We start from the raw sequence: 26,410 nt of genomic DNA, 5'->3' as shown, positions 1-26,410 counted from the left end.
CCTCATGCCCTCGGATTCAGCGCGTCGCGCAGGCCGTCACCGAGCAGGTTGAAGCCGATCGCAACCAACGCGACGGCAAGGCTCGGCCACAGGATCATCCAGGCGCTCAGATGCATGAAGCGCCGCGCTTCCGAGACCATCAGTCCCCATTCGGAGGCCGGGGGCTGCGCGCCCAGTCCCAGGAAGGAAAGCGTGGCGAACAGCATCACGGCGAAGGCGACGCGAATGGTCATCTCGACGATGATCGGCGCCACCACGTTCGGCAGCATCTCGCGCCCGACGATAAAGGCGGCGCTCTCGCCGCGCGCGATGGCGGCGTTGACATAGTCTTGCTTACGCACCGCGAGCGCGACGGAGCGCGTGATGCGAGCCATTCCGGGCGCGAAGGCGAGCCCGATCGCGAGCAGCGCGTTGAGACTGCTCTTGCCGAGCAGGTTCACGATCAGCAGGGCCAGCAGCAGGCTCGGGATCGACATGATGGCATCGACAGTGCGCATGATCGCTTCGTCGCTGCGCCCACCGAGGAAGGCTGAAACCGTGCCAATGACGGCGCCGACGAGCGTGCCCAGCGCCGTCGCCAGCAAGGCCATGACGACGGTGGCGCGGGCGCCATGCAGCAGGCGGCTCAGGATATCGCGGCCATACTGGTCCGTGCCCAGCCAGAACTGCGCGCTCGGCGGCTTGTAGCGCATCAGCGGCGCCATCTTTTCGGGGTCGTAGGGCGCGAGCCATGGGCCGACGATCACGACGAGCAGGATCAGCCCGACGATGACGAGGCCGAGCGCTCCTTGCGGCGAGCGCAGCATGCGCCTGAGAACCTCAATCATACTGGATCCTCCGGTCGATCCAGGCATAGGCGATGTCGGCGAGGAAGTTGGCGACGGCATAGGTCGTCGCCATGATCAGCGCGCCCGCCTGGATGGAAGGCAGGTCGCGCGCCTGGATCGCGACGATGAGCTGGCGGCCGATGCCCGGCAGGGCGAAGATCTCCTCCACGACGATGACGCCGCCGAGTAGATAGCCGACATCGAGCGCAACGATGGTGATGGTCGGCAGGAGCGCGTTGCGCAGCGCGTGCTTGAACAGTACCTGGCGCCTCGAGAGGCCCTTCAGCCGCGCGGCGCGGATATAGTCGGAGTGCAGCACGTCGACGAGTTCTGAGCGCACCATGCGCGAGACATGGGCGATCAGGATGAGTGAAACGGTGAGCACGGGCAGGACGAGGTGTCGCAGTCCTCGCAGCGGATCTTCGGTCAGCGGGACATAGCCGGTCGCCGGCAGCCATTGCAGCCAGTCGGCCAGAACGAGCACGACCAGCGTCGCCGTAACGAATTCCGGCAGCGAAACCCCGACATAGGAGAGAAAGCTGACACCGAGATCGGCGGCGCGGCCGCGCCGCACCGCCGCGACGATGCCGAGCGGGATTGCCAGCACCAGCATCAGCACGATCGAGAACAGGGCGAGCAGCAGCGAGCGGCCGAGCGCCTCCAGCATCGACGGCGCGACGGGCTGGCCGGTGCGCATTGAAACGCCGAAATCGCCGCGAACGACGCCACCGAGCCAATGCAGGTACTGCATCCAGATGGGGTCGTTCAGCCCCATCTTGGTCCGCAGCGCCGCGAGCGCATCCGGCGTCGCATTCTCACCCAGCATCATGACGGCGGCGTCCGCCGGCAGGATCTGCGTGATCGCGAAGACGATCAGCGACACGACGAAGAGCGTGTAGCCGATCAACAGGATCCGCTTGAGAATATAGGCCGGCGACACGCCCGCTGCCCTGTTCTTGGCTCAGCTGCGCTTCGGCGCGTTGGCGCCGAGCGAAACGAAGTCGAGCCTGAAGACGGCTCCGCGCGGATGCAGCTCATAGCCCTGCACCCATTCGCGCTGCGCGCCGAGCAGGTCGAAGAAGGCCGGGATGATCGAGGGAACCTCGTCATACATCAGCTTCTGCGCTTCGGCGTAGAGCGCCCGGCGCTTGGCCTCGTCGACGGTGGCGCGCGCCTCAAAGACGAGCTTGTCGAAGGCCGCGTTATTCCAGCGCGTCTCGTTCCAGGCGGCGTTGGAGGTGTAGAGCAGGGAGAAGATGGCGTCGGCCGTCGCCTGCATGTTGTAGAAGCCGACATAGAATGAGCCCTTCTTCCAGACCTGATCGAGATAGGTCGCGTGCGGCATGGTCTCGACCTTGATGTCGAAGCCGGCGGGCTTGGCCATCTCGCGCAGAGCCACCGCGAGCTGCGTGCGCTGGCCCGGACGGTCCGAGGCGATCAGCGTCGCCTCGAGCCCCTTTGGATAGCCGGCCTCGGCGAGCAGAGCCTTGGCCTTGGCGATGTCCGCCTTCTTGGCCGGCAGGTTGGCGTAGAAGCGGTAGGCCGGGCTGAGCGGAGTGTCGTTTCCGGCCGAGCCGAAGCCCTCGGTGACGAAATCGACCATGGCGGCGCGATCGACGGTCAGCGCCAGCGCCTGGCGCACGCGCACATCGTTGAAGGGCTTCTGGTCGCAGCCGAAATTGACGTTGCAGAACTGGCCCGACGGCACTCGCAGCGCCTTGACGCCGGAGGCCTTCTGCAGCCGGCCGAACTCCGTCGGCGGCGTCGTCGAGATCAGGTCGGTGTCGCCCGCGATCAGCGCAGAGGCCTCGGCGCTGACATCCGGGAAGACGACGACCTCGATCTTGTCGAGATAGGGCCTCGCCTTGTCGTAATAGGCGTCATTGCGGGCGACGACGATCTGCCGCTCCGGCTCGAAGGAAACGAGCTTGAACGGGCCGGTGCCGATCGCCTGCCGGTCGAGCTTCGCGAGCCCCTCCTTGATGACGGCGGCGGGCACGATCTTGGCGTTGGTATAGGCTAGCGTCACCGGCAGATCGGCGAAGGGCGCGGACAGGGTGAAGACGACGGTGGTGTCGTCCTTCGCCGCGACCTTGGCAATCGGACCGACATTCTGGCGCGCCGGCGAGGCGGTCTTGGCGTCGAGGATTGCCTCGAAGGTTGCTACCACGTCGGCCGCCGTGCAGGGCGAGCCGTCATGGAAGGTAAGGCCCTTGCGCAGGACGAAGGTCCATTCGGTCAGATCGGCGGAGTTCGTCCAGGATTCGGCGAGGTCGGGCTCGGCGCTCATATCGGGCTTTAGGCGCGTCAGGCCGGAATAGAGCAGTTCGGCGACGAGATATTCCGGGTTCACCCGGGTCACGAGCGGGTTCAGCTTGGAAACTGCCTGATCGACGCTGACGCGCAGCGTGCCGCCGCGGCGCGGCGACTGACCGAAGGCCGGCAGGCCGGACATGGCCATGCCGCTGAGAGCGGCGGAAGCGGCGAGGAAATCGCGACGATGAATGCTCGGCATGGGACGCTCCTTCAGCTTTTTGTGGGAGGCAGTTGGGGATCGAGGTCGGGGTTGAGGTCCGGCCTGAAATCGGCCGCGAGGTAGAACAGGATCGCCTGCGCCAGCGAGACGATGTCCGGCACGGTCGTGTGTTCGCCTGGCGCGTGGATGTTGCGGTCGGGCCGTCCGAGCCCGCCGAGGAGAACCTCCTGCCGGCCGGTCGCGCACTGGACCCATCCGAAGTCCGAGCAGCTCGCCGCCCCCCATTTGCGGAAAGTCTCCGGCGCATAGCCGAAGCCTTCGCCCATGGCGGCCTGCCAGCGCGGCCAATGCGGACCCGTCGGATCTGCGGTCGGCATCAGATGGCCGACGAGCATGGTCTCGACCGAAAGGCCCGGCACAGCTGCGACGCTGCGGCGGATCACGTCCTCGATCTCGGCCAGAGCGTCCTCGAAGCGCTCCTCCGGGGCGTAGCGCCGGTTCAGCGTGACTTCGAGGAGAGCGGGAACCTGCCCGCCAGCCGTACCGCCCTGGATCGCGGCGAGGTTGAGCTGGGCGGCGAGGGGCGGCTTGCCCGGTGGCGGCGGCAGGGCCGAAACCCGTGTCGCGATCCGGGCTTTCAGCACCGTCAAGGCGTTGAGCAGCGGCAACGCGCCCTCGACGGCATTGATGCCGGCCCCCTGGCGATTGCCCTCGCCGGCATGGACAGCCTGCCCGTGAATGCGGACGAGCAGGTTGAACAGGCCGAAGCAGCCGGCCCAGATCCGCGCCTCGGCGCTGCCATTGAAGTTGAGGATATGCTCCGGCAGGCGTCCCTGTTCGGCGAGGTAGCGGACGCCCGGATAGAGCCCACCCTCCTCGTCGGTGCAGAACAGCAGCACCGGATCGTAGGCGAGATCGACCGCGCAGGCCCGGGCCGCACGCAGCGCCAGCAGGATCGCCGCCGCGCAGCCCTTCATGTCGGCGGCGCCCAATCCGATCAGGCGATCGCCGGCGCGCTCCATCCGCAGCGGATCGCCCGCCCAGCCTGCGGCCGCGGGCACGGTGTCGACATGGACATAGAGGCCGCAGGCAGGCCGACCGCTGTCGCGGCTGGCGATCAAATTGGTGCGCGGGCCGCTGGCCGGACCGTTCGGCACTTGCCACAGGCTCTCGGGTACCGTGACGCGCTCAGTCACGAAGCCGAGCGGAGCCACGAACTCCTCCATGAGCGCCGCGAAATCGTCATAGCCGAGGCCGGGCGGGAAGGAGGTATCGATCGCGATCATCCGGCCGAGCGCGGCGACCGCTTCCTCGGCATTCGCGACAATCCAGTCGCCGGCATGCGCCAGCGCCGTTGCATTCCGGTCCAGGGCCATGGTGTCGACCATTGCTCAGCCCAAAGCCGCCGCGCTTGTCCAGCGCCGGGGCGATCTGCAATGGAACCACGTAAAAGCCGCAGCTGGCAGCGCCAATTTGCGGATCCTTCTCTTTCATATAAACTATATAGAAATAGGAACCAGCGGCATGCCCCCTGTCAACGCTAAAAATGTGACGCCCGGTGCCAGCGGATTGGGCATGGGTGCAGGCGGCTCTGTGCCGACCCTCCCAAATCTTGCGATTGGGGAAGCGGCGCCGCTCTATGAGCGCGTGAAGCGGCATATGTCAGAGGCCATTCTGGTCGGCGAATGGCCGCCCGGAATGGTCCTTCCCAGCGAGACGACCCTTGCACAAGGTTTCGGCGTTGCCGTCGGCACGGTCCGGCGCGCGATGAGCGACCTGGTGGCGGAGGGACTGCTGACACGGCGCCGCAAGACCGGCACCGTCGTGACCGGCCGCACGCCGCATCATAGTCTGCGCTTCTTCTTCCAGTATTTTCGCCTGCACCGGGCCGATGGCATCCTGGTGCGCTCGACGAGCCAGTTCCTCAGCGTCGAGGCCCTGCCTGCCACACAGGCTCAAAGCGAAGCGCTCCAGATCAAAGTCGGCGGCGTCATCGCGATCCACCGAATTCGCCATGTCGACGGCCGCCCTGTGATGCATGATAGGCTGGTCATGGCGCAGCATCGGTTGCCTGATTGGCCGCTCGACAAATCGGAGCTGCCAGCCTTGCTGTACCTCCACCTGCTTGAACGTTACGGTATCCGCATTTCCGCAGTTCGCGAGCAGATCACAGCCGACCTCGCCAGCGACGAGGATATGGCACTGCTCCAGCTCGATGGGCGCCAGGCCGTGCTCACAATCGACGAGGTCGCCTACGATCAGGCGGGTGTTCCAACGATCCTCGGGCGGCATCACGCCACGACCGCCGCGCACGCCTATGTCAACGAAGTAAGGTAGGTCTGCGCCGATACCGTTGAAAAAGTCGGTCTGAGAGCGGCGCTGGTGCGGAGCGCATTTGGCGGCGTGGAGCCTCGCCGATCATGCTGGTCCGAGTTTCGGTCCGTTCGGCAGGAGCTTGGCGAGCTTCCTGAGGTTCTGGGCTGCTGCGGCGAGATGGAACTCGTCCCTGGCGCCATTGGGTCCGCGTAGTCGCAACCGGTCGAGCCGCAGGATCCGCTTGAGGTGGGCGAAGAGCATCTCGACCTTCTTCCGCTCGCGCCGCGAGGTGACATAGGCATCGGTCGCGGCGATGTCCCTGGCCATGTCACGGGCGCCCTCGTGGATTGAGCGCAGGATCTTGCGCGCCGGCGTGTTGGGTGAGCACTGCGGCTTCAGCGAGCAGGCGTCGCAGTCGAACTTGCTGGCGCGGTAGCGCATGAAGCCTTCGGGGTCGACGCCGTCGCGGCCGACGCTGAGGCGCCGGCGATACTGGTGAAGCTCCTTCCCGCCCGGGCAGGTGTAGAGATCGCGCGCGTGGTCATAGGCCTGCTGTTTCTCTGCTCCTATCTTCAGGACTCGATCGGCCTGGTGCGCGCCATTCATGCGCACCCGTTCCGTCCGAAGATGGTCGGTGCCGGCATGATCGGGCCGCAGAACTCCGCCGTGAAAACCTCGCTCGGCCCGCTGCTCAACGGCTTCGTGAACTACGAATATTGGGTGCCGGTCCCCAGCATGATGTTCCCCGGGGTTCAGGAGTTTCTGAGCATCTATCGGGCGCGCGCCGCCGATGCCGGCGTCGACCTCCTGGGACACTACATGGCGCCGCTGGCCTATGCCCAGATGCAGGTGCTTGCTCAAGCCGTCGAAGCGACCGGTGGCCTTGACGACACCGCCCTGTCGACCTTCGCAAGGGATGCGACCTTCAACACGGTCATGGGCGACGTCGAATTCGGCACGAACGGGGAATGGGCGCAGCCGCGCGTCCTGCAGGTCCAGTTCCAGGGCATAGCCGGACACGACGCCGACCATTTCAAGGATGGATCGAGACAGGTCGTCGTCTCTCCCGGCGCGCTGGCGTCAGGACGACTGATCTTTCCCTATGCCGAGGCGCTATGATCTGGTTAGCCCTAAGTGCGGCCCATGGCGCCGGTTTCGGAGACGATTGGACCAGCTTCGCACAGGCGTCCGCAGCTAGCATCGAATAGCCCTCGGAACGGCAGCATCCAACAGTCGCGGGAACGACTGCATTAGGGCGCGCTCCGGACATCCGAGAGGTGCCCAACGAACTTCGGCAAACCACCCGTCCCCGACATTCCTGGACGACGCAGGTTGGTTGGAAAGGGCCGCATATGAGCCACCCCCAAGTACAATAGAGGGGACACTTCGCTCGTGGCAGCTTGTCTAGCGGGGATTGAATTTGCGGGCACAACATGCCGAAGCTGGCCGAAACCAAGGCCGGGACGCCGCTTCAGGAGCGCGGGCGCGCTCGTCTGATGCTGCGATTGCCTGTTTGGCGTGCCGCCTTTGCACAGACCTTTGACTACGCCTTTCTAGATATCTGCGAGGCGTACGAACTGGCGTGGAATGGGCTCGAATTCTGGATCAACTCGGACGCGCCAACACGCTCTGAGCGGATCGAGGAATACCAGCAGTTGATGGCGTCATTGGAACTGGAAGCAGCATCTTCAGCTGCTGCCGAGAGCCGAGATTGGCGGTAGTTGAACGAGCGCGGCGTCGAAAATTTCAGCGTGTCGATAGTTTAACCTCAGTAGCGCGACGGTGAGCCGGTTCTAAAAGTTAGGCCGGCCTCTTCTGATCAGCTCGGAGCCGACCCAATCCCGCGGTTGATCTCACTATTGCCAGCGGTCTGCCCTGCGCCATGAGCGGAAGTTGGCATCGCGCCCGAAAGCGGACCTGAACTGGCGAGGCTGAGCCCGCTGTCGACCCATTGCAGAGGCTGGCTCAGCTCGCCATTGCCGCAACCCGATGTCACGTCGTCAGCCTCCACCTGAGGGGTTCGGGTCTCCACCTCGCCGCGGCTGATTGTCAAGGCGATCGGCCACGGCCTCCCTAGCTTGCGCAAAAATCATCCTGACTGTCGTCATAATATTGTTGAGAAGACGAACATCCTCTTCGATCGAGACGCCTTCAATCGACGCGTTCTTGGCGTCGTTCAGAAACTGCTGCTCAAGAGCATCAAGACGCTCCGGCCCGCTCAAAATGGCGATCTCGACCAAGGCGTTCCGGCCGACAGTCACGGCGCCGGCCAGCGACGCTGCCAGCGTGTTGATGAAAGCCTCTTGGTCATCAGAAGCGCGGTCCATTGATCCTCCCGAGTGGGGCAAGGGCGTACGGGATCCTCTCATTCCCAGAATTTGAAGCCCACTGCACGAGCAGCCGCTCGCGCTAACGCAGAATGGGGAGGTCTCCGATATTTACCGCGCCGAGCTGGCTTTGGAACGTCAGCGTCCGATCAGAACTCTGCTGTTGGGAGACTCCGGAGATTATGTGCTCTCCCGTGTCATAAACTGTCCGTTTGGTTCCGTCCTCGATGACCAGGCGTCGGGCCGTCGGAAAAAATGCGTACCGCATGTCGTTTTGGCTGCCCGCCGTCGCCGGGCGGCCAAACTCAGCAGGCCAGCCCCATTCGCTCACTTGCGCTACACGGCTTGTGGCGGCCCTCACCTCGTCCATCTCGACTTCGCCGCACCGGAGCGCATCAGCTAGATCATGGAGAACTCCGTCGAGCTTTGCCTTTGTCGCGGCGTTGAACATGTCCCCGACCATACTCATCCCGCCGGCAGCCCATTGGGCCATCCCCCCAAACTCGGGATGAGAGAATTGGGCCATTGAGCACTTGCCGCGGCGGAGCGCTGCTAGGGCAACCTCTACCGCGTCTACTCCCACCCCATGCTTCCGAGCAATCTTGGCAACCAGGTCCTGAGCCAGGCCCTTCTCAGAGGTCTCCTTGGCGGGTCGCACTCCGTTCCGGATCGCAGCTTCCTGGTCCGGGGAAAGTGGATTCCCGTTTCCGTCCTTCATGTCACCACCGATGATGCGTTGGACCGCGATTTAGCGCGCAGCCTCAGTCCCCTCGTGAACGGATGCTTCCGCTCCTTGTTCCCTGGGAGCCGGCGTGGGCCATCAGGCCAATGTGACATAAGCGGAGGCCCAAGGCGCCCATCAATTCCATTGGCACTCAACTGGCAAGAGTGCTAACAGTTGTTGTGTGTTAGGTACTGAGCCGTCCTGAAGCGGATGGAGCGCCGGATCGCCGGCCGCAGAGGCTCCGGTCGAGAGCCCGCTATCTCGTGCAAATTGTCGACATGGAGGAATTCATGAAATTCCGTCCGCTGCATGATCGCGTCGTGGTCCGTCGCCTTGAAGGCGAAGAGAAGACCAAGGGTGGCATCATTATCCCCGATACCGCCAAGGAAAAGCCCCAGGAGGGCGAAATCATCGCCGTCGGCCCGGGCGGCCGCGACGAAGCCGGCAAGCTGACCCCGCTCGATGTCAAGAAGGGCGATCGCGTCCTGTTCGGCAAATGGTCGGGAACCGAGGTCAAGATCGACGGTAAGGACCTCCTGATCATGAAGGAGTCCGACATCATGGGGGTGATTGAGGGCACCGCCATACTCAAAAAGAAGGCGGCCTGAGCCACGCCCCCGATCGTCGCGACCCACCGGAGTTCCAAGTCATGGCTGCCAAAGACGTCAGATTTTCCACGGATGCGCGAGACAGGATGCTGCGGGGCGTCGAAATCCTCAACAACGCGGTCAAGGTCACGCTCGGTCCCAAGGGTCGCAACGTGGTCATCGACAGGTCCTACGGGGCGCCGCGCGTCACCAAGGACGGCGTCGCTGTCGCCAAGGAGATCGAGCTCGCCGACAAGTTCGAGAACATGGGCGCCCAGATGGTGCGCGAAGTGGCCTCGAAGACCAATGATCTCGCTGGAGACGGCACCACGACCGCGACGGTGCTTGCGACCGCGATCATAAAAGAAGGTCTCAAGCTGGTCGCGGCCGGCACGAACCCGATGGACCTGAAGCGTGGCATCGATATCGCCGTAGCCGCGGTCGTGAAAGACATCGCGGCCAGGGCGAAGAAGGTGGGTTCCTCCGAGGAAGTTAGTCAGATCGGCACAATTGCGTCCAACGGCGACAAGGCCATTGGCGACATGATCGCCCGGGCAATGCAGAAGGTCGGCAACGAGGGCGTCATCACCGTCGAGGAGGCCAAGACCGCCGAGACCGAGCTCGACGTCGTCGAGGGCATGCAGTTCGACCGTGGCTATCTCTCGCCCTACTTCATCACCAATGCCGAGAAGATGGTCGCCGAGATGGAAGACCCCTATATCCTCGTCCATGAGAAGAAGCTGTCGTCCTTGCAGGCGCTGCTACCGATCCTCGAAGCCGTCGTGCAGTCCGGCAAGCCGCTGGTCATCATAGCCGAGGACATCGAAGGCGAGGCTCTGGCCACGCTCGTCGTCAACAAGCTCCGTGGCGGCCTGAAGGTGGCGGCCGTCAAGGCTCCGGGCTTCGGCGATCGCCGCAAGGCCATGCTTGAGGACATCACCGTCTTGACCGCAGGCCAGACGATTTCGGAAGACCTCGGTATCAAACTCGAAAACGTGACGCTCGACATGCTGGGCCGCGCCAAGCGGGTGCACATCGAGAAGGAGAACACCACGATCATCGACGGCGCAGGCGACAAGATCGCGATCGAGGCCCGCATCACCCAGATCAAGGCACAGATCGAGGAGACCACTTCGGACTACGACCGCGAGAAGCTCCAGGAGCGTCTGGCCAAGCTCGCCGGCGGCGTCGCGGTGATCCGCGTCGGCGGCGCGACCGAGATCGAGGTCAAGGAGAAGAAGGACCGCATCGAGGATGCCATGCACGCCACGAAAGCGGCGGTCGAAGAAGGCATCGTGCCGGGCGGCGGCGTAACATTGCTGCGCGCGAGAGGCGCCGTCGGAAAGCTCAGCAATCGTAACCCCGATATTCAAGCCGGCATCAGCATCGTGCTCAGGGCGCTGGAAGCTCCAGCCCGCCAGATCGCGGAAAACGCGGGTGTTGAGGGCTCTATCGTTGTCGGCCGGATCACGGACAACAAGTCCCAGACCTACGGCTTCAATGCGCAGACGGAAGAATATGTCGACATGCTCAAGGCCGGCATCGTCGACCCGGCCAAGGTCGTTCGGGTTGCCCTGCAGGATGCGGCTTCGATCGCTGGCCTCCTGATCACGACCGAAGCCATGATTGCCGAAGCGCCGAAGAAAGACGCGCCGGCAATGCCGGGCGGCGGGATGGGTGGCATGGGCGGAATGGACTACTAGCCACCACACGATCGCATTAGCGATACTGATAACGCCATGGGCCGCCGAAGGCGGCCCATTCTACTTTGGCGCAGGTCCGATCGGAAGCTGGTCTTGTCGAGAATGAATTGCGTGCGATGAGGGGATTCGCCCGAGCCGGAGAAGCGTTTTGACACAGCCTAGGTTCAGGACCGGCCCTCATCGCGCCGCCCCACAAGTGGACCTTCTGAATGCCAGCTTTGGGCCACGCGCGCCCATCGCTCGTTCGGACGAAATGCGCCAGAAGCGGACTCTTGCACCGTGCAAGAGCGGACCTAACCCGCCCGGCTACGTGAAGACCGGAATCGACGGTCCAGGCGCGAAGCGCAATCCCAGAATATCGACGTTAGAACAGGCTACCGCTTGGAGCGCGGCCAAGGCCTTCTCGATCAAGCGGGATTGCGGCGGCTGATCGACTGATTGATCGCGATCGAGCAAAACAGGGCGAACGATCTTGTTGGCGCAAGGCACTGATCTAATGGACGCCCGCCGCGGTCTGGGCCGGCCTCAACACCAACGCGCTGACCGAGCGCGGGCGGGGCGGTTATCGGCGTAATGCCGGTTGCGGCGCCTTCTTCCGGCTGCGCTGGATCGCCTCGCTGACGATCACGCCATAGCGGTTGAACTCGTCCAGTCCCTTGTTATCGGCGGCCTCGATCTGCTCTTTCGTGGCGTCGGCTAGCAGGCCCTTGCGCGCCTTGCAGAAGGTATAGCCCGCCAGTTCCTGCGACAGCGCGTCAACTTCCTCGACGGTCTCGAACCGTTGCGGGATTATCGGCGGCAACTGCCCAAAGCGCCCCACCATGCAGCCGAACTGGTACCGCGGATGCTTCTCCAATCGTTCTTTGGCGGATGGTTCTGGATTGCCTTCGCCCGCCTGGCTTGCGCCGGGAGCGATGCCGGACGCGGCCAGCACGCCCGCAATGATCAGGTGTTTCATAGTTCAATCTAATCCCGAGGGCGGCAGGCCGGGCGCGGCGTGGTGACGCGGCGGACGCTTTTCTTCCTGGTCGCGAGATGTGGGATGCGGAACGAGGCGATTGCCGATTGAACGTCTGCTTTCCGGGCCTCTTATCGGTGCGCGCTTCAGCGCGGCAGATTGCGGGTGCGAAGGCTGACACTGTTGAGGCGCTTGAACTGGAAAGGCTCAAAGCCGCAATCGCCGTCTATGAAGCGCGAGAGGTAGTGCGCGCAGGATAATCGGGGATGATGATTGTCGCGTTCGTGACCTCGTCGAACATGTGTTCGCTTACATCTGTATCCGACGCATCGTAGCGGTGGTACGGCTGAGATATGACACTGGCGGAGCGCAGTGACGATGGTTGATCTGCTCGACAAAGCTGCTGCCAGACGCTCCATTCGCACCGGATCAATGCGCGCTCACGCACTTCGTCAGGCGGAGTACTGGCTGCAGCAGGCGGCTCGCTGCTTGCGCGTTGCCGAGGAGGCTGGCGACGTCGAGGACGTCGAGCGCTTGTCGCGTCGCGTTGCGGAAAAACATCGACGGGAGATCAGGTGATGATCCGCAGATGCTAGTGACAGTCAGACCTTGGGGTCCTCGCCGGCATCTTGTTCGTAGTTGTAGAGCGGATGTTGCGGGCTATGGACGATCCTGCTGATGTTTCCCTTGTGGTAAGAGCCGGAAGAGCGCCCATATGCAAAATGCAGAAGTACAAAGCATTCCGCACTAGGTTGGATTTAATTCAACGTGAAGTCTCTGACCTTCAAACGACCACCCTGATGTTGCTTGCGTGGCAGCGACGTTGGGGGATCGAACCTACCGAGATCGCTGGACGAGCGGGCCCATCAGCCATGTTCAGGGCTGAGGCAAATCAGGCGCTATCAGCATGGAGGCGGCGATGAGCAAGCCATTTGACCCGAGAGAAGCCGCAGCGCGGGCGCTATGCCGGCGAGAGGGGCGCCCGGAGAACATCACGTTCGAGGGCAAACCGATGTGGCAGAGTTACCTCGATGTGGTCGATACGGTCCTCGAGGCCATCAAACCCGAGCCCGTCGGGCGTCACGCTGGCCAGGAGCCGGCGTCGTGGTCGGACTATACACCGGGATAGCGCGGGGCGACTTCTCGGCTTGGACGCTTATGGTCGGCGGCCAGGTGCTCCATGTCGGCCACCTTCCTGTCGGCGCCTCTCCCATCGCCGGATCGGCACCATTGATGACGACGCTCCTGACACGGCCGGGGTGGGCGGCGCGGCGGCGATCCGCCGCCTCGATGTGGTCGAAGATCGGCCTGCGGCCCAATCTCAGCATCGCCCCGCGCAGCCAGCAGACGCCCAAGCGCATGCGCGGCGAGTTCGACGTCGTCGCCTTCGGCTGGGCCAATGAGCCTAATCTGGATTCGTCCTCGCTCCTGACGCAGCTCATCCACAAGACGGGCGCTGCGGCCGGGGTCTTCAACTGGGGCGAATGGGGCGATGACAGGATCGACGCCCTGAACGCCCAGGCGGCCGTCGAGAACGATCCCGCAAAGCGCACCGCCATGCTGACCGCGGCGATGAATATCGCCAAGGACTAGCACATGCTCCTGCCGCTGCACCAGCAACCCATGGCATGGGCCGCCCGGTCGCGGATCGCGTCCCTGGTGCCGAACTCGGACAACAAGCCGCGGATGTGGCTCACCGTCATGAAGTGAGAACCAGCGCCGGTTGCCGGGCGGCCTGTCCGCCTTCCCGCGACGTCACCAAGATGCGCCGCGCCCCCCGGGGCGCGGCGCATTTCACGGTCGAGCGGCCCGGCAGCTTTGCCAGTTCGCCCCGCCTGCGCTGCGCTGGGCCGTGTCGCGGCGATCGGCTTGGATGTCTTGCCCCGATAAGGACGTTGGCTGCGACATCCGTCATTGAACGTCTTCGCCCTCTGGTCTGATAACAAGATCGCAATCGAAAAAGAAATATCTGTACAATCCTTCGTATCTGGCGCCTCAATTGCGGGCTTCTTCAGGATTTGGTGAGATATAAATTCTTGTGCAAGTTTTTTAATCACGCACTCGAGCCGAGGTGAATATTTAATATGGAAGGTTAGATCGTGACAGTTATTTCAGTTGCAGTTGTCGACGATCACCCGCTTCTGATAGAGGGGATTGCGGCCCTGCTGCAGCGGAGAGGCGATTTCGCGCTTGTGGCATCGGGGTCCTCGGCGGACCGCATTCTCTCCATCGCCGAGACCGATCGTCCTGACTGCATAATCGTCGATCTCAGCATGCCTGGCGACGTGCTGGCAGCGATGGCTGCGGCCACCAAGGCGGTCCCTGAGATGAAGCTCATCGTCTTCACGGCGTCGAGCAATGCGGATGACGCTCTCCGGGCACTCGAGGCTGGCGCCTGTGCCTATGTCCTGAAGGGCACGCCGGCAGACGACCTCTTCGAGGCGATCGCCAGTGCGCGACGCGGGGAGACTTATCTGACGCCATCGATCGCGACCAAGGTGATCGGCTCCCTGCAGCGCGCCGCCCGCGACAAGCGTACTGCGCCAAGGTCCCGGCTCACTGTCCGAGAAGATCAGATTGTCAGATTGCTCCTGTGCGGAAAGCAAAATCGCGAAATCGCCGGTGCTCTCTTGCTCAGCGAGAAGACGATCAAGAGCTATATGACAAACCTGATGGAAAAACTGGGGGCTCGCAACCGCGTCCAGGTCGTAATTGAAGCACAGAAACTGGCGTCCACGCGTGCCTGAACTTCGCGCTCATCTGCGGCCGGATGAAAGGAATCCCGATGCACATGGTCCCGATCGTGGCGGCGGTTTCCGCTCTTGCGCTCTCCGGAGCCGCCAGTGCCCAGGCTCCGCCCGGAGACTTCACGGCTGACCGGGAGATCGCGCTCAATCCGGGGGCGCCATCGGGCCCTTTGAAGAATCGATCCGTGATCGTCGTCGATATCGGCGCGCTGCCGAAGGCGGAGCGATTACGCGTCAACCAGATCGTCGCAGCACGCGGCGAGAGCGAGCTTGAGAAGCTCCGGACTGCCATTGATGCAGCACCGACCCTCATCTTTGCCCTTCGGCTGCAGGGGCTGTCTTCGCTGCACGTGCTCATCGCCGAGACCGGTGCCTATGGGCGGCTCACGCTCATCACCAAGAAGAAGATTTGATGGTGATCGAGGCCGGTCACGCCTTGGGCGTGTGCACGCCTGCGGCCCGATCATTGTGGCGCTGAACCATCCTCTCCCGGAGGGAGAACTGGCTGTTCCTGCAGGTCAGAGCTTCGGCGCCTGTGACCGCCGCGGCGGCTGTATTCGTCCCTGTGGACCTTATCGGCGTTACCTATTGTCCCCATATCCTGCCTACCGGCACAGCTTATGACTGACCGGCCGGAGGTGCTCATGGACACCGTTGTCACGCCGCTCGAGCAGCAGAACCCGGCCAAGCAAAGCCTGCGCCAGGAGCAACGCGAACAGCTCAGCGCCGAGCGTGTGGAGGGCAGGGATGCCGAGTTGACGCACGCTCTTGAGAACACATTTCCCGCGAGCGATCCGGTCGCCACGCAGGCGGCCACCAGGAACGGCGCGCCGAGGCGAGCCGAACCGGGCAACCGCTAACAGCGGACTCCACGGCAGAGAGCAATCACCTCAGCCTCAGCCTTAGCCCGGCCTGGGCTCCTGAGTTGCTGCCGATCCTGCGAGCCGCAGGGGCGATGAGTTCGCCGTCACGGGAAAAGGAAACGACCGAGGTACCCGAATTCGCGCCCGCGGTGCTGACGTCGATTGCGGCCAAGCCTCTTCGCATCCCCCTCAACCCTACCCCTTCCCGCGAAAGCCTATCGGCAAACCGCGCCTGCACGTGGCTAAGATGACGCGGGTCGTCTGCTTGCTTAATCATTCATTTGAGCGTCCAGTGAATCGGCAGTCTCTCTTCGGACCGAACCGAGACGGGCCTCGATGCCGACCTTGTCTCGGCCCACCCAAATTCCAGTCGAGCAAGGCACGGGCCAAAGCCTTTGGCGCGACAACCTGCCATGTCCGATGGTGGGGATGACGTCGCCCACAGCCGTCGGTTTCTGCGAGTTCGATTGAGCCTTCGACCGGCTTCGAAGGCAGCCGGCCGGTGCGGCAACCTGACTAGAGGCCTCTGGAACTTCTTTCGGAGAGCAGCCACTGCTTCAGTCTCTCGGCGGATTGGCCTGGTTCCGGCCAACGTACGATGGAGTCCACCATGACGAGCATCCGGCTAGGTTTGGACAATTGCCGCGCCCTTGGGGTGTGGATGGCTCCGCGCTACCCCGCCTGGGCAGCTCATCTCACGCTTGCCGCTGCATTTGCGTTGATTGCAGCGGTGTTGATGCATTGAACCGCCATCCCAGCCGGGATTCCCGCTTGCCTCAGCGGCGTGATCGGGCTCAGAGGAACGACTGGCAATGTTTCGGAACATAAGGGCGCGCACGATGGGCTCTTTGCCGCATGCCTTCCATTCAAAGACCCGGCGCCGTCAGCCATCAGCTGACCGGCAAGCGTCTCTTCGGCCCCGAGTGGTCGCAGGAGCGCCTGTCGAGTTGACCCGGCAGATGTGCGGGGATGACGACGGCAAGCGCTACACGGTGATCGTCTGGCGCCCTTATCCGCATCGCCGCCGCACCAGCTATACGCTCGATACCGGCGCGCTGGTGAACTATATCGACAACAGCAGATTCGAGATCGACAAGACCGGGGTGATCGTCACCCGACTGCCTGGGGCAGCCTGAACATGCGCGGCGGGCGCGCGTCCAGCCTCGACAACTGAGTGATCGACGGGCCGAGCGCAGGCTCCAGGAACCAAACCCGGTGTAATTTATCGCACAAGGACCGGCTTCGCCCCGGAGGCTTCCGCACCCATACGGGCCGCCTTATGAGTCGGCCGAGATTTCCCAGCTTCGACGGCTTTATCTGGATTGCGGCAGTTGGACCTGTAACGAACCCGGAGCGGCGGGCGACCGCCGTGCCAAGTCCACCATTCAGCCAACGGCAAGATTGGGTGTGGCTTGCGGACGTACGAGCGCACATCGCGTCCGGTCACGGACGGGCTTTGCGAGGTTTGACGGTGGCACTTCACCTCATCGACATCAGATCGCTCATTAGGCGAGCATCGACCTCGAATTCCGGCCCGAATGCATCGGAGACCTGTCGATGCCGGCGTCCCTGAGTTGCGCATCGCTCAACGAGCGCAGCGAGCGCAAGTCGGCTTTTAGATCCGAAGCGGACATGGTGTCAGAGGCGCCGCGTCGCCGACCAGCTTAGGCCGACGAATCCGCTGGAGCGTGGCGAAATCAAGCACAGGACTGAGGTCGTCGGCGTCTTCCCTAACGAGGCCGCCATCACCAGGCTCATCGACGCGATCCTGCTCGAACAGAATGACCGATGGGCGGTCCAGCGCTCGATACATCGCGCTGGAAAGCATCGCGCCATGAGCGATGATCCGCTCGCTAGCCTGCCAGCCGTGGCGGCCTGACCAGCCCGGCCTACGCCGGCGATCGACGGTCCTAACCGTCAGCTACACCACGAGTTGGGACACGACCGTCGACCGCCAACGCCCCTCCTGCAGGAACGTGATTCCTTAACGCTAACCGCCCATCCTTGGGGGGCATCATTCGGTAGGAACTTTTCACACTCGACCAAGCCGATGCCAATTTCAAAGCCCGCACCCGCCTGGAGTTGGCTAAGCGCCGGTCCGCTGCGGGGAATGCCGCACTGCTCTCGCCCTCCTAGTTTTCTTGATGAGTCACGGTCAGTCTTGCGAAGTGTGGGAATAGGGCGCGGTAACCGCGCCGCATCGGAGAGTCCGCCATGGCCTTCAGGGCAGCTTTCGCTGGTGTTACTCTTGTGCTGGCTCATGGCGCATCAGTCGCGAGCCAGGAGGAGCCGATCTCGCGCCCCGTGTTCGCAGTCCTGCTCAGCCCCCTTGTGAAGCAGCAAGGTGTCAGCCTCTCTTCTCAGACGGACTGTGATCATCCAGCGGTTAATTGTAAGGTTCTCGAACCGTCGCAGAACGTGGAGATCTGGCTTCGCCCGGACGAACGCGGCAATCTCGCCAGCGTCCAGATCAATTTCGACGCAATCAACGGCCGGCCAGAACCGATTTTCGTTCTGGCACGAAAAATCTGCTCGGCTGCAATCGGGGTCCTAGCGATCCGCCCCCTTGATGCCCGGGTTCTTGAGCCCTCTTTCAGCCAAGCGCGGATAACCGGCCACTGGGAAGGATTTATCGCGGGGCAGAAAATCTCGGTCCGGTTGTATCCGACCTATTCCTTCGGCGCATGCGAAGTCACCGCATCGCGCAAATAGAGAAGTGGCGCCATCGCCCCCATCCCGGTCACCGCCACCGAAGCCTGATCCGCCCCCACCGAAAGGTCCAAGGTGATTGCTAGTGGAAGGCCGGTCTGGTTTGCGCAGCCGCCCGTGCGGTCATGGTGGGGATGAAGACCTCAGGCTTGGGAGGCTTGTAGTCGAGCGAGCCGTGCGGGCGCAACGTGTTGAAGTGCCGCCGCTAGCTTTCTGTCCGTCGACCGATCCGTGCGGCCAGCGCGTAAAGTGTGGTGCCATTCTCCAGGCTGCGAGGGAGCGGATCTCCCGAGAGTTAGCCGTGAGCCAACCCAGGCTGCGAGCCAACTGTCAAAGTGAACCGCCCCGAAGCGGACATCCCAGACGTCAGGATTGGGCCACTTTTGACCCTTCAGCGGCCCGACGGGAATGTCGCAGTTGGGTCGGGAACCGAAGTCAGGCGAGCCCATTGGCAATTTCTGCTTCTGGGCAATGCGAACAGTCTCCAGGATTGCTGGCTGCTTATCGGGTTCGGTGTTTTCGGATGGCTGATGAAGCGCTTCGGCTGGCCGCCCGCTCCGCTAGGTCGCGGCCGTCGCGCTCGCTAATGGCCGGCAGATGCTGCTCGCGCGCGATCTATTCGAGCCCGCGATGGCGAGATGGATCGACCTCATGTATCGGGCTGAGAAATCGGTTTCTCATTGCGTAGATCTCAGAGATAGCCTATGAGAAACCGGTTTCTCAAGTCGAGGCTGACTGTGTCAAGCACGGTGTCGGGCGAACGTGTGACGATCTACGATGTGGCGCTGGCCGCGCGCGTCAGCACGGCTACGGCATCGAAGGCTCTCAACGATTCCGGGCGGATGACGCAGGAAACCCGAGAGCGCATCAAGCGCATCGCGCAGGAACTCGGCTTCCGGCCGAATGCGCTGGCCCGCAGCTTGACGCGCAAGCGCAGTTTCACGGTCGGCCTTTTGACGAACGACACTTATGGCCGCTTCACGCTGCCGGTGATGGCGGGGATATCCGAAGGGCTGATCGATCATGGTGTGTCGGTCTTCCTCTGCGCCGTCGAGAACAATCCCGAACTCGCCAGGATCCATGTCGATGCGATGCTCGACAAGCAGGTCGACGGCATCATCGCGACCGGCAAGCGCACCGATAAGCCGCTGCCCGTCGACCTAACCCACCTGTCCGTCCCCGTGGTCTATGCCTTGACGGCCGGCCCCAGCGACGGGCTCACGCTCGTTCCAGACGACCGTCGGGGAGCGGAGCAGGCCGTGCGCCATCTCCTCGCGCAGGGGCGGCGGCGCATTGCCCATATCACCGGTCCCTCCGACTTCGGCGTCGTGCACGAACGGGAGCTCGCCTGCACGCAAGTGCTGGCCGAAGCCGCGCAGGCGACGGATCTGGGTACGCTCTTCGGCTCGTGGTCGGAGCATTGGGGGCACCAGGCGGTCGAAACGCTGTGGTCGGGGCCCGAGGTGCCGGATGGCGTCTTCTGCGGCAATGACCAGATCGCACGCGGGGTCGTCGACGCCCTGCGCGAGCGCGGCGTGAACGTCCCGTGCGATGTGTCCGTGGTCGGTTTCGACAATTGGGAAATCGTCGCGAGGGAAACCCGCCCTCCCCTCACGACGATCGACATGAATCTCAAGGAACTGGGGCGGCAAGCAGGGCTCGCTCTCGTTCGCCAGGTCAACGGTGAGGCTGTCGAAAAGGGAGTCTGGCGGCTGCCCTGCAGCCTGATCATACGCTCGTCCTCGTGACGTTACGCCCGACAAAAAACGGCCCGAAAAACAAAGGCCACAACCGGAGGAAACGCAAATGAAGGGATTCAAGGCAGCATTGCTCGCCCTCGTTGCCATGCAGGCATCGGCGGGTGTGGCCCTGGCCCAGCAGAAGTTGAGCATGTGGTCGCGTTCCAGCAGTCAGGCATTCATGCCGGCGCTGGTCTCGGCATTCAACGCGGCTCACAAGACGCAGATCGAGCTGCAGATCGTACCGAATACGGAGATGGTGCAGAAATACGCCATCGCCGCCGCGGGCGGCTCTGCACCGGATCTCTTGTCGTTGGACCTGGTCTATACGCCCGCCTTCGCGGCATCTGGCCAACTCGAAGATCTCACCGATCTCGTCAAGGGCTTTGGCTTCTTCGATCAGCTGTCGAAGGCCCATCTCGGGGCGGGCACGTTCGAAGGCAGGATCTACGGCGTGCCGATGTCGGCTGATGCCTCGGTCATGCTTTGGAACAAGCGCCTCTTCCGCGAGGCCGGACTCAATCCGGAAAGGGGCCCAGCCAACTGGGCTGAGATCGAAGCGTTTGCCGGCAAGGTCAACGGCTTGGGCGGCGATGTTCGCGGCTTTTATTTCTCGGGAGCGTGCGGCGGCTGCAACGCCTTCACCTTCATGCCGTTGGTCTGGGCATCCGGGGGAGAGATTCTTGTCGATGGCGGTAAGCGCGCGACGCTGAACACGCCCCAGATGCGTGATGCGGTGGCGCTCTATCGCGGGCTGGTGGCGAAGGGCTATGTGCCCGAAAGCGCCAAGACGGACGCCGGCCCCAACTTCTTCGGCGGGTTTGCGACCGACAGGATCGGGTTATCGCCGATCGGCGCTTTCGCCATCGGCAATCTCGTCAAGAATTATCCCAAGGTCGAGTTCGGCGTGACGTTCCTGCCGGGGAAGGATGGCGGCAAGGCTTCCTTCGCCGGCGGCGACAATTTCGTCGTCACGGCTGGACGCAAGAATATGCCCGCAGTGAAGGAATTCCTGACCTTCGTCTATTCGCTGGAAGGCCAGACGCTGCTCGCTAAGCTCGGCAGCCTGCCGACACGCGCGGATATCGCGGCTGAAGCAGTAAAAGATCTCGACGCGCGCTATCTGACCGCGACCGAGGCGATGAAGATCGGCCGGACGCCCTCTTCTCCCGTCTACAACGACATCATCAACAGCAGCACCGGGCCCTGGAAGCAGATGCTCAACGAGGTGTTCTTCGGCAACAACGTCGAGGGTTCGCTGGTGAAGGCGGAGAGGACCATGCAGTCCATCCTGGATTCCGCCGGCAAGTAGCGGATCACGACCGCGCTCATCGTTCGCCGGGCGGGTCACCCTGCCCGGTTCGGCTCTCGCTTCTTCAGGTGAACCGATGATCCAACAGCAGATCGCCCAGGGGCGCGTGACGCCCCGCCGACGCGGCACGCGCCTGCGCCGTCAGCAACTAGCTGGTCTCCTCTTCGTGACGCCCGCGGTTCTGCTGGTACTCGTGTTCTTCCTGCTGCCGCTGGGCATGGCCTTCTGGATGTCGCTGCACAATTGGCCGCTGCTGGGCCGGCCCCGCTTCATCGGCCTGACTAACTACGTAAATCTGATGGGCGACCAGCGCTTCTGGAATGCGATGCGCTTCACCGGCTACTATACGGTGATCGTCACGATCGCGATCTTCGCGGTTGCCTTTCCGCTCGCCCTCTTCGTCGAGAAGGCGAGGCCGATGACAAAGGTTTACCGCACCGCGATCTTCCTACCGGTGGTGGTCGGCTTCGGCTCCGCCAGCCTGCTCTGGGCCTGGCTGATGAATGTCGATGTCGGCCTGTTTTCGCCGCTGGCCTATCGCCTCGGGCTGACGGAGAAGCCGGTCAACCTGCTGGCAGAGTTCGACACCACCTTCTGGTCCATCATCGTGATGGTGGTTTGGAAGACGGCCGGCTTCAACATGATCATCCTGCTCACCGGGCTGCAGGGCATCTCGTCAGAAGTGCAGGAGGCGGCGCGAATGGACGGCGCCTCGTCCTGGCAGCGCTTCCGCCGCATCACCCTGCCCCTGATGCGGCGGACCATCGCGCTGGCGCTGATCCTGTCGATCGCGGGCTCTGTACTGGCCTTCGACCAGTTCTACATCATCGCCGATGGCGGTCCCCAGAACAGCACGGTCACGGCCGTCTACTGGATATTCAGCCAGTCCTTCGTCTCGTTCCGGCTCGGCTACGGCTCGGCGATGTCGATGGTGCTGCTTGCGATCCTCGTGACAATCAGCGTCGTGCAACTGCGCCTGCTGCGCACGCCGGAGGGCGCATGATGTCCCAACGCAAGGCAGCAACCGGCCGGCGCAAGGCCTGGCAGGCGACGCGTTATCACGCGGCAGGGCTGTTCATCTCGCTCCTCTTCGTCGCACCCATCGCCTGGAGCGCGCTCGTCAGCTTCAAGACCTCGGCGGAGGCGGCCCGCCCGCCGCTGCCGCCCTGGCCGGTCGAGGGCTTCAGCACGCAAAGTTACGAGAACCTCCAGCAGTATGGCGTCGGCATCTGGACCTATGCCGGCAACAGCCTCTCGGTCGCCGCAGCGACCGTTATCGCCACGGTCATCATCAGCCTGCTAGCGGGATACGGCTTCTCACGCTTCAAGTTTCCTCTGAAGAATGTGCTGTTCGTGCTGATCATCTCGACGGTGATGATCCCGTTCCAGTCGATCCTGACGCCACTCTTCCTGATCCTCACCAAACTTGGGCTGCAGAACACACTGACCGGCATCGTGCTGATCTATGTCACCCTCCACTTGCCCTTCTCGATCTTCATGATGCGCAACGCCTTCGACGCCGTGCCCAAGGAGATCGAGGACGCGGCACGGGTGGACGGCGCATCAGTCTTCCTGATGCTGCGACGGGTGATGTTGCCGCTCGTCCTGCCCGGCGTGGCGACGGTCGCGATATTCGCTTTCCTCGCCTCCTGGAACGAGTTCCTAGCGGCCCTGATCCTGCTCACCGACCAGAAGAAGTACACGCTACCCGTGATGATGGCGGCTGTACGCTCAGGCCAGTTCGGCACCATCGACTGGGGTGCGGTGCAATCGGGCGTGATGCTGATGATGGCGCCTTGCCTCGCCCTCTTCCTGCTTCTCCAACGCTACTACATCCGCGGCCTCACCGCTGGCGCGGTGAAGTGATCCTCAAGTCGAACCGATGGGTAAGGACATGACCTCTCACGAACGGCCCCGCTTCAGCGGCTTCAGGCCTCCCGCCGTCCCCGATGTCGAGATGCGCGGCTTCTGGGGCAACCGTATCGACGCCGTCGCCGACAAGACCGCTATGATCCTCTACGAGCGTTGCGTGAGCGCGGGCATGTTCGACCAGATCGACCCGACACGACCTGTGCCGCCGGTCAAAATGCCGTGGCATACCCGTGCCGATGGCACGCCCGACACGGTCAACGTGCAGATGTTCTGGGATTCCGACGTCGCGAAGGTGATCGAAACAGCGGCCTATGCGCTCTACCGCAAGCCTAATCCCGATCTCGAAGCCAAGATCGACGCGATCATCGTCATGTTCGCCGACCTGCAGCAGCCGGACGGCTATATGAACTCTTGGTTCGTTCGGATGCAGCCTGGCCAACGCTGGAACAATCTGCGCGATTGTCACGAGCTCTATTGTGCGGGTCACCTGATGGAGGCCGCGGTGGCGTATTTTCACGCCACCGGCAAGCGCAAGCTGCTCGACGTAATGTGCCGCTATGCCGACCACATCGACGAGACATTTGGGCCGAACCCCGGCCAGAAACCCGGCTATTGCGGCCATGAGGAGATCGAACTCGCGCTGATCCGGCTCGGCCGTACGACCGGCGAGCAGCGCTATCTCGATCTCGCCCGCTACTTCGTCGAGCAGCGCGGGCAACAGCCGCACTATTTCGACGTCGAGGCCGCCGCGCGCGGTGCAGCCCCGTCGCAATGGCGCCACAAGACATATCTGTACAACCAGTCGCACATCCCGGTACGCGAGCAGACCAAGGTCGTGGGCCACGCTGTGCGGGCCATGTATCTTTATTCTGGCATGGCGGATGTGGCGACCGAGTTCGACGACGACAGCCTGACCGAGACCTTGAAAGGGCTTTGGGAGGATCTGACCTCCAAGCAGATGTATGTCACCGGCGGCATCGGCCCGGCAGCCAGCAATGAGGGCTTCACTGACTATTACGACCTGCCCAACGAAACCGCTTACGCGGAGACCTGTGCAGCCGTTGCACTGATGATGTGGGCGAGCCGGATGCTCGGGCGTGGACCGGATCGGCACTATGCCGACATCATGGAGCAGGCTCTCTACAATGGTGCCTTGTCGGGCCTGTCGATCGACGGCGAGCGCTTCTTCTACGACAATCCACTGGAAAGCCGCGGTGACCATCACCGCTGGACCTGGCATCGCTGCCCGTGCTGTCCACCAAACATCGCCCGCACGGTGGCGGCGATCGGCAGCTACATGTACGGCGTCGCGGCGGACGGCATCGCCGTGCATCTCTACGGTTCCAACACGGCGCGGCTGAGCGCCGGCGCGACGGCCGTGACGCTGACTCAAGAAACCGACTATCCGACGAATGGGCGGGTCGGGATCACCATCAGCCTAGAGGCGCCGGCAGGCTTCGCCCTCTGGCTGCGCGTACCGGGCTGGTGTGAAGTCCCTGCCCTGACGCTGAACGGCAAGCCAGTCGGTCAAAGCGAGATGCGCGACGGCTACATCCACCTGAAGCGTGAATGGCAGAACGGTGACAGGCTGGAGCTCGAACTGCCGATGCAGGTTCGGGCGCTGCATGCACATCCGGCGGTGAGGGCCGATCTCGGTCGGGTCGCGATTGCGCGCGGGCCGCTGATCTATTGCGCCGAGGAAGTCGACAACGATGCCGACCTCAACGCGCTGATCGTGCCGGAGGACCTCACGCCTTCGACGACGGTTGAGATGCCGGAACTCGGCGGGGCCCTTGCGATCGACCTGCCGGTGCGGCGCGAGCTATGGCCGCAACGAAGCGGCAGGCTCTACGATACGCATCCGCCGGAATTCGCCGAAACCGTCGCGCGCTTCGTGCCCTATCACCTTTGGGACAATCGCGACCCCGGCCAGATGCTGGTCTGGATCAGGGGCCGGCGATGAGCGGGCGCGAAACAACCACGTCGAACAAGGCGACGATCGAGCTCAAGGGCGTTCGCAAGAGCTTCGGCGCGGTCGATGTCATTCACGACCTCGACCTCAAGATTGCGGGAGGCGAGTTCGTCGTCTTCGTGGGCCCTCGGGATGCGGCAAGTCGACCTTGCTGCGCATGATCGCGGGCCTCGAGGAGGTCACGGACGGCGATATCCTGATCGCCGGGAAGGACGTTACCGATCTCGACCCGGCCAAGCGCGGCATCGCGATGGTGTTCCAATCCTATGCGCTCTATCCACATATGAGCGTGCGGGAAAACCTCGCGTTCGGTCTGGAGATCGCCAAGACGCCCGCCTCGGAGATCAGGCGGCAAGTCGAGGCCGCGGCCGAGATTCTCAAGATCGGCCCGCTGCTAGACCGCCGCCCCGGCCAGCTCTCGGGCGGGCAACGGCAGCGCGTCGCGATCGGCCGGGCCATCGTGCGCAAGCCGCTAGTCTTCCTCTTCGACGAACCTTTGAGCAACCTCGATGCCGAACTGCGCGTCAGCATGCGCGTCGAGATTGCACGGCTGCACCGCGAACTCGGCAACACGATGATCTATGTCACGCACGATCAGACCGAGGCGATGACGCTGGCCGACCGGATCGTGGTGCTGCGCGATGGCAGGATCGAGCAGGTCGGCTCCCCCAGGGAGGTATATGAAGATCCCGCCAATCTCTTCGTCGCCGGCTTCATCGGCTCGCCGAGGATGAACATCATCGACGGGATCTGCCTGGCCACCAACCGCGTCAGCATCGCCGGAACCGAGATCGAGCTCGACGCTCCGATGCCGGCCGCCGCGCAGGAGGCGATCAAACTCGGAATTCGCCCCGAGCACTGGTCAGTCGGAGAAAGGCGGGAGAATTCGCTGCCAGCGCAGGTCGAACTCGCCGAGTATCTCGGCAGCACGCGCTATCTCCACTGCAGGCTCGGCAATGGAGACGTCGTCACCGTCGAGCAGCGCGGGGGGCCGGACGCCCGGCCCGGCGACAGCCTCTGGCTGAACTGCCACCAGCCAGCCCTGAAAGTCTTTTCCGCGTCCGGCGAAGCGCGAGGCTGAACGGGCCGATCCCAGTGGGGAGGGACTTGATCCGGGGCTTATCGGTGGAAGTCTGGCGCAGTCTTCAGTAGACGTGTGTGGCGAACAGGGTCTGATTGCGCGATGGCCCTCACGCGCCGATCGATCTCGAGTAATGCGCGGTAAAGATGGCCGCGCGCGTCGAGCAAAGGCTCCAGTGCCGAGGCGAGCAGAATGGC

General features: G+C 63.3%; 25 protein-coding genes and 3 pseudogenes. 20 read left to right on the top strand and 8 right to left on the bottom strand.

All coding sequences use genetic code 11. The features are described 5' to 3' along the window. Nucleotides 1-2: 2 nt before the first annotated feature. From BIWAKO_RS33815 to BIWAKO_RS33800, 4 genes are read right to left on the bottom strand one after another with little or no spacing between them, the layout of a single operon-like run. Complete coding sequence (locus tag BIWAKO_RS33815; RefSeq protein WP_069883320.1) at nt 3-827, bottom strand: ABC transporter permease; 825 nt, start codon at nt 825-827, stop codon at nt 3-5. After that, nucleotides 820-1,767: an ABC transporter permease gene (locus BIWAKO_RS33810; protein WP_069883319.1), complete on the bottom strand. Its 948-nt coding sequence runs from the start codon at nt 1,765-1,767 to the stop codon at nt 820-822. Before BIWAKO_RS33810 ends, BIWAKO_RS33815 begins: the two co-directional genes overlap by 8 nt. A gap of 21 nt (nt 1,768-1,788) precedes the next feature. Beyond that, nucleotides 1,789-3,342: an ABC transporter substrate-binding protein gene (locus tag BIWAKO_RS33805; protein ID WP_069883318.1), complete on the bottom strand. Its 1,554-nt coding sequence runs from the start codon at nt 3,340-3,342 to the stop codon at nt 1,789-1,791. Nucleotides 3,343-3,353: 11 nt separating this feature from the next. Beyond that, nucleotides 3,354-4,691: a M20 family metallopeptidase gene (locus BIWAKO_RS33800; RefSeq protein ID WP_069883317.1), complete on the bottom strand. Its 1,338-nt coding sequence runs from the start codon at nt 4,689-4,691 to the stop codon at nt 3,354-3,356. Here BIWAKO_RS33800 and BIWAKO_RS33795 point away from each other — a divergent pair. Next, nucleotides 4,678-5,640, top strand: coding sequence for a GntR family transcriptional regulator (locus tag BIWAKO_RS33795; RefSeq protein WP_371332371.1), 963 nt, complete (start codon nt 4,678-4,680; stop codon nt 5,638-5,640). The two genes, BIWAKO_RS33800 and BIWAKO_RS33795, sit on opposite strands and share 14 nt — an antisense overlap. Before the next feature lie 81 nt (nt 5,641-5,721). Here BIWAKO_RS33795 and BIWAKO_RS33790 read toward each other — a convergent pair. After that, nucleotides 5,722-6,165: pseudogene (locus BIWAKO_RS33790) on the bottom strand (transposase); the annotation flags it as partial. A gap of 45 nt (nt 6,166-6,210) precedes the next feature. Between BIWAKO_RS33790 and BIWAKO_RS33785 the strand changes: the two are divergent. After that, the gene (locus tag BIWAKO_RS33785) at nt 6,211-6,738 is read left to right on the top strand and encodes a type 1 periplasmic-binding domain-containing protein (protein WP_244523729.1); all 528 of its coding nucleotides are present in this window, start codon (nt 6,211-6,213) and stop codon (nt 6,736-6,738) included. Nucleotides 6,739-7,052: 314 nt separating this feature from the next. Continuing rightward, entirely contained in the window at nt 7,053-7,340 is a 288-nt protein-coding gene (locus BIWAKO_RS33780) for a hypothetical protein (protein WP_069883314.1), read from the top strand. A 279-nt stretch (nt 7,341-7,619) separates the two neighbouring features. Here the strand turns inward: BIWAKO_RS33780 and BIWAKO_RS33775 are convergent, their stop codons facing one another. Further along, a complete protein-coding gene (locus BIWAKO_RS33775) occupies nt 7,620-7,946 on the bottom strand; it encodes a hypothetical protein (RefSeq protein ID WP_069883313.1) in 327 nt (108 codons plus the stop codon). A gap of 82 nt (nt 7,947-8,028) precedes the next feature. After that, a complete protein-coding gene (locus tag BIWAKO_RS33770; protein WP_244523728.1) occupies nt 8,029-8,664 on the bottom strand; it encodes a hypothetical protein in 636 nt (211 codons plus the stop codon). Between the two features lie 296 nt (nt 8,665-8,960). On the opposite strand from BIWAKO_RS33770, the gene groES reads away from it, so the two are divergent. Together groES and groL are read left to right on the top strand one after the other, a co-directional pair. Continuing rightward, nucleotides 8,961-9,278, top strand: a complete 318-nt coding sequence (groES, locus tag BIWAKO_RS33765) for a co-chaperone GroES (protein WP_069883411.1) — start codon at nt 8,961-8,963, stop codon at nt 9,276-9,278. 41 nt (nt 9,279-9,319) lie between these two features. After that, entirely contained in the window at nt 9,320-10,960 is a 1,641-nt protein-coding gene (groL, locus tag BIWAKO_RS33760) for a chaperonin GroEL (protein ID WP_069883312.1), read from the top strand. 562 nt (nt 10,961-11,522) lie between these two features. Here the strand turns inward: groL and BIWAKO_RS33755 are convergent. Then, nucleotides 11,523-11,918, bottom strand: coding sequence for a hypothetical protein (locus tag BIWAKO_RS33755; protein WP_069883311.1), 396 nt, complete (start codon nt 11,916-11,918; stop codon nt 11,523-11,525). A 378-nt stretch (nt 11,919-12,296) separates the two neighbouring features. On the opposite strand from BIWAKO_RS33755, the gene BIWAKO_RS35790 reads away from it, so the two are divergent. The 15 genes and pseudogenes from BIWAKO_RS35790 (at nt 12,297) to BIWAKO_RS33680 (ending at nt 26,213) form a co-directional block, all read left to right on the top strand. Then, nucleotides 12,297-12,497: a hypothetical protein gene (locus BIWAKO_RS35790; protein WP_141740475.1), complete on the top strand. Its 201-nt coding sequence runs from the start codon at nt 12,297-12,299 to the stop codon at nt 12,495-12,497. Nucleotides 12,498-12,837: 340 nt separating this feature from the next. Next, entirely contained in the window at nt 12,838-13,047 is a 210-nt protein-coding gene (locus tag BIWAKO_RS33750; RefSeq protein ID WP_141740474.1) for a hypothetical protein, read from the top strand. A 104-nt stretch (nt 13,048-13,151) separates the two neighbouring features. Beyond that, a complete protein-coding gene (locus BIWAKO_RS33745; protein ID WP_141740473.1) occupies nt 13,152-13,511 on the top strand; it encodes a periplasmic substrate-binding domain-containing protein in 360 nt (119 codons plus the stop codon). A 506-nt stretch (nt 13,512-14,017) separates the two neighbouring features. Then, nucleotides 14,018-14,665, top strand: a complete 648-nt coding sequence (locus BIWAKO_RS33740) for a response regulator (RefSeq protein WP_069883308.1) — start codon at nt 14,018-14,020, stop codon at nt 14,663-14,665. Nucleotides 14,666-14,703: 38 nt separating this feature from the next. Then, on the top strand, nt 14,704-15,078 hold the full coding sequence (locus tag BIWAKO_RS36540; RefSeq protein ID WP_141740472.1) for a hypothetical protein: 375 nt from the start codon (nt 14,704-14,706) through the stop codon (nt 15,076-15,078). A gap of 231 nt (nt 15,079-15,309) precedes the next feature. After that, on the top strand, nt 15,310-15,525 hold the full coding sequence (locus tag BIWAKO_RS33730; protein WP_141740471.1) for a hypothetical protein: 216 nt from the start codon (nt 15,310-15,312) through the stop codon (nt 15,523-15,525). Nucleotides 15,526-16,475: 950 nt separating this feature from the next. Continuing rightward, on the top strand, nt 16,476-16,664 hold the full coding sequence (locus tag BIWAKO_RS33720) for a hypothetical protein (RefSeq protein ID WP_141740470.1): 189 nt from the start codon (nt 16,476-16,478) through the stop codon (nt 16,662-16,664). A 524-nt stretch (nt 16,665-17,188) separates the two neighbouring features. Then, nucleotides 17,189-17,407: pseudogene (locus tag BIWAKO_RS34695) on the top strand (transposase); the annotation flags it as partial. Between the two features lie 335 nt (nt 17,408-17,742). Then, on the top strand, nt 17,743-18,240 hold the full coding sequence (locus BIWAKO_RS35785; protein WP_141740469.1) for a hypothetical protein: 498 nt from the start codon (nt 17,743-17,745) through the stop codon (nt 18,238-18,240). A 701-nt stretch (nt 18,241-18,941) separates the two neighbouring features. Beyond that, a complete protein-coding gene (locus BIWAKO_RS33705) occupies nt 18,942-19,985 on the top strand; it encodes a LacI family DNA-binding transcriptional regulator (protein ID WP_069883301.1) in 1,044 nt (347 codons plus the stop codon). Between the two features lie 58 nt (nt 19,986-20,043). After that, entirely contained in the window at nt 20,044-21,288 is a 1,245-nt protein-coding gene (locus BIWAKO_RS33700; RefSeq protein ID WP_069883300.1) for an ABC transporter substrate-binding protein, read from the top strand. 76 nt (nt 21,289-21,364) lie between these two features. Continuing rightward, nucleotides 21,365-22,291, top strand: a complete 927-nt coding sequence (locus tag BIWAKO_RS33695) for a carbohydrate ABC transporter permease (RefSeq protein ID WP_069883299.1) — start codon at nt 21,365-21,367, stop codon at nt 22,289-22,291. Continuing rightward, nucleotides 22,291-23,154, top strand: coding sequence for a carbohydrate ABC transporter permease (locus tag BIWAKO_RS33690; RefSeq protein ID WP_069883298.1), 864 nt, complete (start codon nt 22,291-22,293; stop codon nt 23,152-23,154). The genes BIWAKO_RS33695 and BIWAKO_RS33690 overlap by 1 nt, the downstream gene beginning before the upstream one ends. Nucleotides 23,155-23,182: 28 nt before the next feature. Then, a complete protein-coding gene (locus BIWAKO_RS33685; RefSeq protein WP_069883410.1) occupies nt 23,183-25,123 on the top strand; it encodes a glycoside hydrolase family 127 protein in 1,941 nt (646 codons plus the stop codon). Continuing rightward, a pseudogene (locus BIWAKO_RS33680) lies at nt 25,120-26,213 on the top strand (ABC transporter ATP-binding protein). The gene BIWAKO_RS33685 and the pseudogene BIWAKO_RS33680 overlap by 4 nt, the downstream one beginning before the upstream one ends. Nucleotides 26,214-26,410 lie beyond the last annotated feature (197 nt).

Origin of the sequence: Bosea sp. BIWAKO-01 (assembly GCF_001748145.1) — a bacterium.
GTDB lineage: Bacteria > Pseudomonadota > Alphaproteobacteria > Rhizobiales > Beijerinckiaceae > Allobosea.
This window is presented reverse-complemented; position numbering and strand designations above follow the sequence as displayed.

Excerpts from the sequence above, each read along its gene's own strand:
- groES (WP_069883411.1), top strand. The coding sequence starts at position 8,961 with ATGAAATTCCGTCCGCTGCATGATCGCGTCGTGGTCCGTCGCCTTGAA.
- BIWAKO_RS33695 (WP_069883299.1), top strand. The coding sequence starts at position 21,365 with ATGATCCAACAGCAGATCGCCCAGGGGCGCGTGACGCCCCGCCGACGC.
- BIWAKO_RS33775 (WP_069883313.1), bottom strand. The coding sequence starts at position 7,946 with ATGGACCGCGCTTCTGATGACCAAGAGGCTTTCATCAACACGCTGGCA.
- BIWAKO_RS33770 (WP_244523728.1), bottom strand. The coding sequence starts at position 8,664 with ATGAAGGACGGAAACGGGAATCCACTTTCCCCGGACCAGGAAGCTGCG.
- BIWAKO_RS33780 (WP_069883314.1), top strand. The coding sequence starts at position 7,053 with ATGCCGAAGCTGGCCGAAACCAAGGCCGGGACGCCGCTTCAGGAGCGC.
- BIWAKO_RS35785 (WP_141740469.1), top strand. The coding sequence starts at position 17,743 with ATGGCCTTCAGGGCAGCTTTCGCTGGTGTTACTCTTGTGCTGGCTCAT.
- BIWAKO_RS33750 (WP_141740474.1), top strand. The coding sequence starts at position 12,838 with ATGAGCAAGCCATTTGACCCGAGAGAAGCCGCAGCGCGGGCGCTATGC.
- groL (WP_069883312.1), top strand. The coding sequence starts at position 9,320 with ATGGCTGCCAAAGACGTCAGATTTTCCACGGATGCGCGAGACAGGATG.
- BIWAKO_RS33800 (WP_069883317.1), bottom strand. The coding sequence starts at position 4,691 with ATGGTCGACACCATGGCCCTGGACCGGAATGCAACGGCGCTGGCGCAT.
- BIWAKO_RS35790 (WP_141740475.1), top strand. The coding sequence starts at position 12,297 with ATGGTTGATCTGCTCGACAAAGCTGCTGCCAGACGCTCCATTCGCACC.
- BIWAKO_RS33730 (WP_141740471.1), top strand. The coding sequence starts at position 15,310 with ATGGACACCGTTGTCACGCCGCTCGAGCAGCAGAACCCGGCCAAGCAA.
- BIWAKO_RS33690 (WP_069883298.1), top strand. The coding sequence starts at position 22,291 with ATGTCCCAACGCAAGGCAGCAACCGGCCGGCGCAAGGCCTGGCAGGCG.
- BIWAKO_RS33685 (WP_069883410.1), top strand. The coding sequence starts at position 23,183 with ATGACCTCTCACGAACGGCCCCGCTTCAGCGGCTTCAGGCCTCCCGCC.
- BIWAKO_RS33805 (WP_069883318.1), bottom strand. The coding sequence starts at position 3,342 with ATGCCGAGCATTCATCGTCGCGATTTCCTCGCCGCTTCCGCCGCTCTC.
- BIWAKO_RS33755 (WP_069883311.1), bottom strand. The coding sequence starts at position 11,918 with ATGAAACACCTGATCATTGCGGGCGTGCTGGCCGCGTCCGGCATCGCT.
- BIWAKO_RS33705 (WP_069883301.1), top strand. The coding sequence starts at position 18,942 with ATGAGAAACCGGTTTCTCAAGTCGAGGCTGACTGTGTCAAGCACGGTG.
- BIWAKO_RS33815 (WP_069883320.1), bottom strand. The coding sequence starts at position 827 with ATGATTGAGGTTCTCAGGCGCATGCTGCGCTCGCCGCAAGGAGCGCTC.
- BIWAKO_RS36540 (WP_141740472.1), top strand. The coding sequence starts at position 14,704 with ATGCACATGGTCCCGATCGTGGCGGCGGTTTCCGCTCTTGCGCTCTCC.
- BIWAKO_RS33745 (WP_141740473.1), top strand. The coding sequence starts at position 13,152 with ATGACGACGCTCCTGACACGGCCGGGGTGGGCGGCGCGGCGGCGATCC.
- BIWAKO_RS33795 (WP_371332371.1), top strand. The coding sequence starts at position 4,678 with ATGGTGTCGACCATTGCTCAGCCCAAAGCCGCCGCGCTTGTCCAGCGC.
- BIWAKO_RS33700 (WP_069883300.1), top strand. The coding sequence starts at position 20,044 with ATGAAGGGATTCAAGGCAGCATTGCTCGCCCTCGTTGCCATGCAGGCA.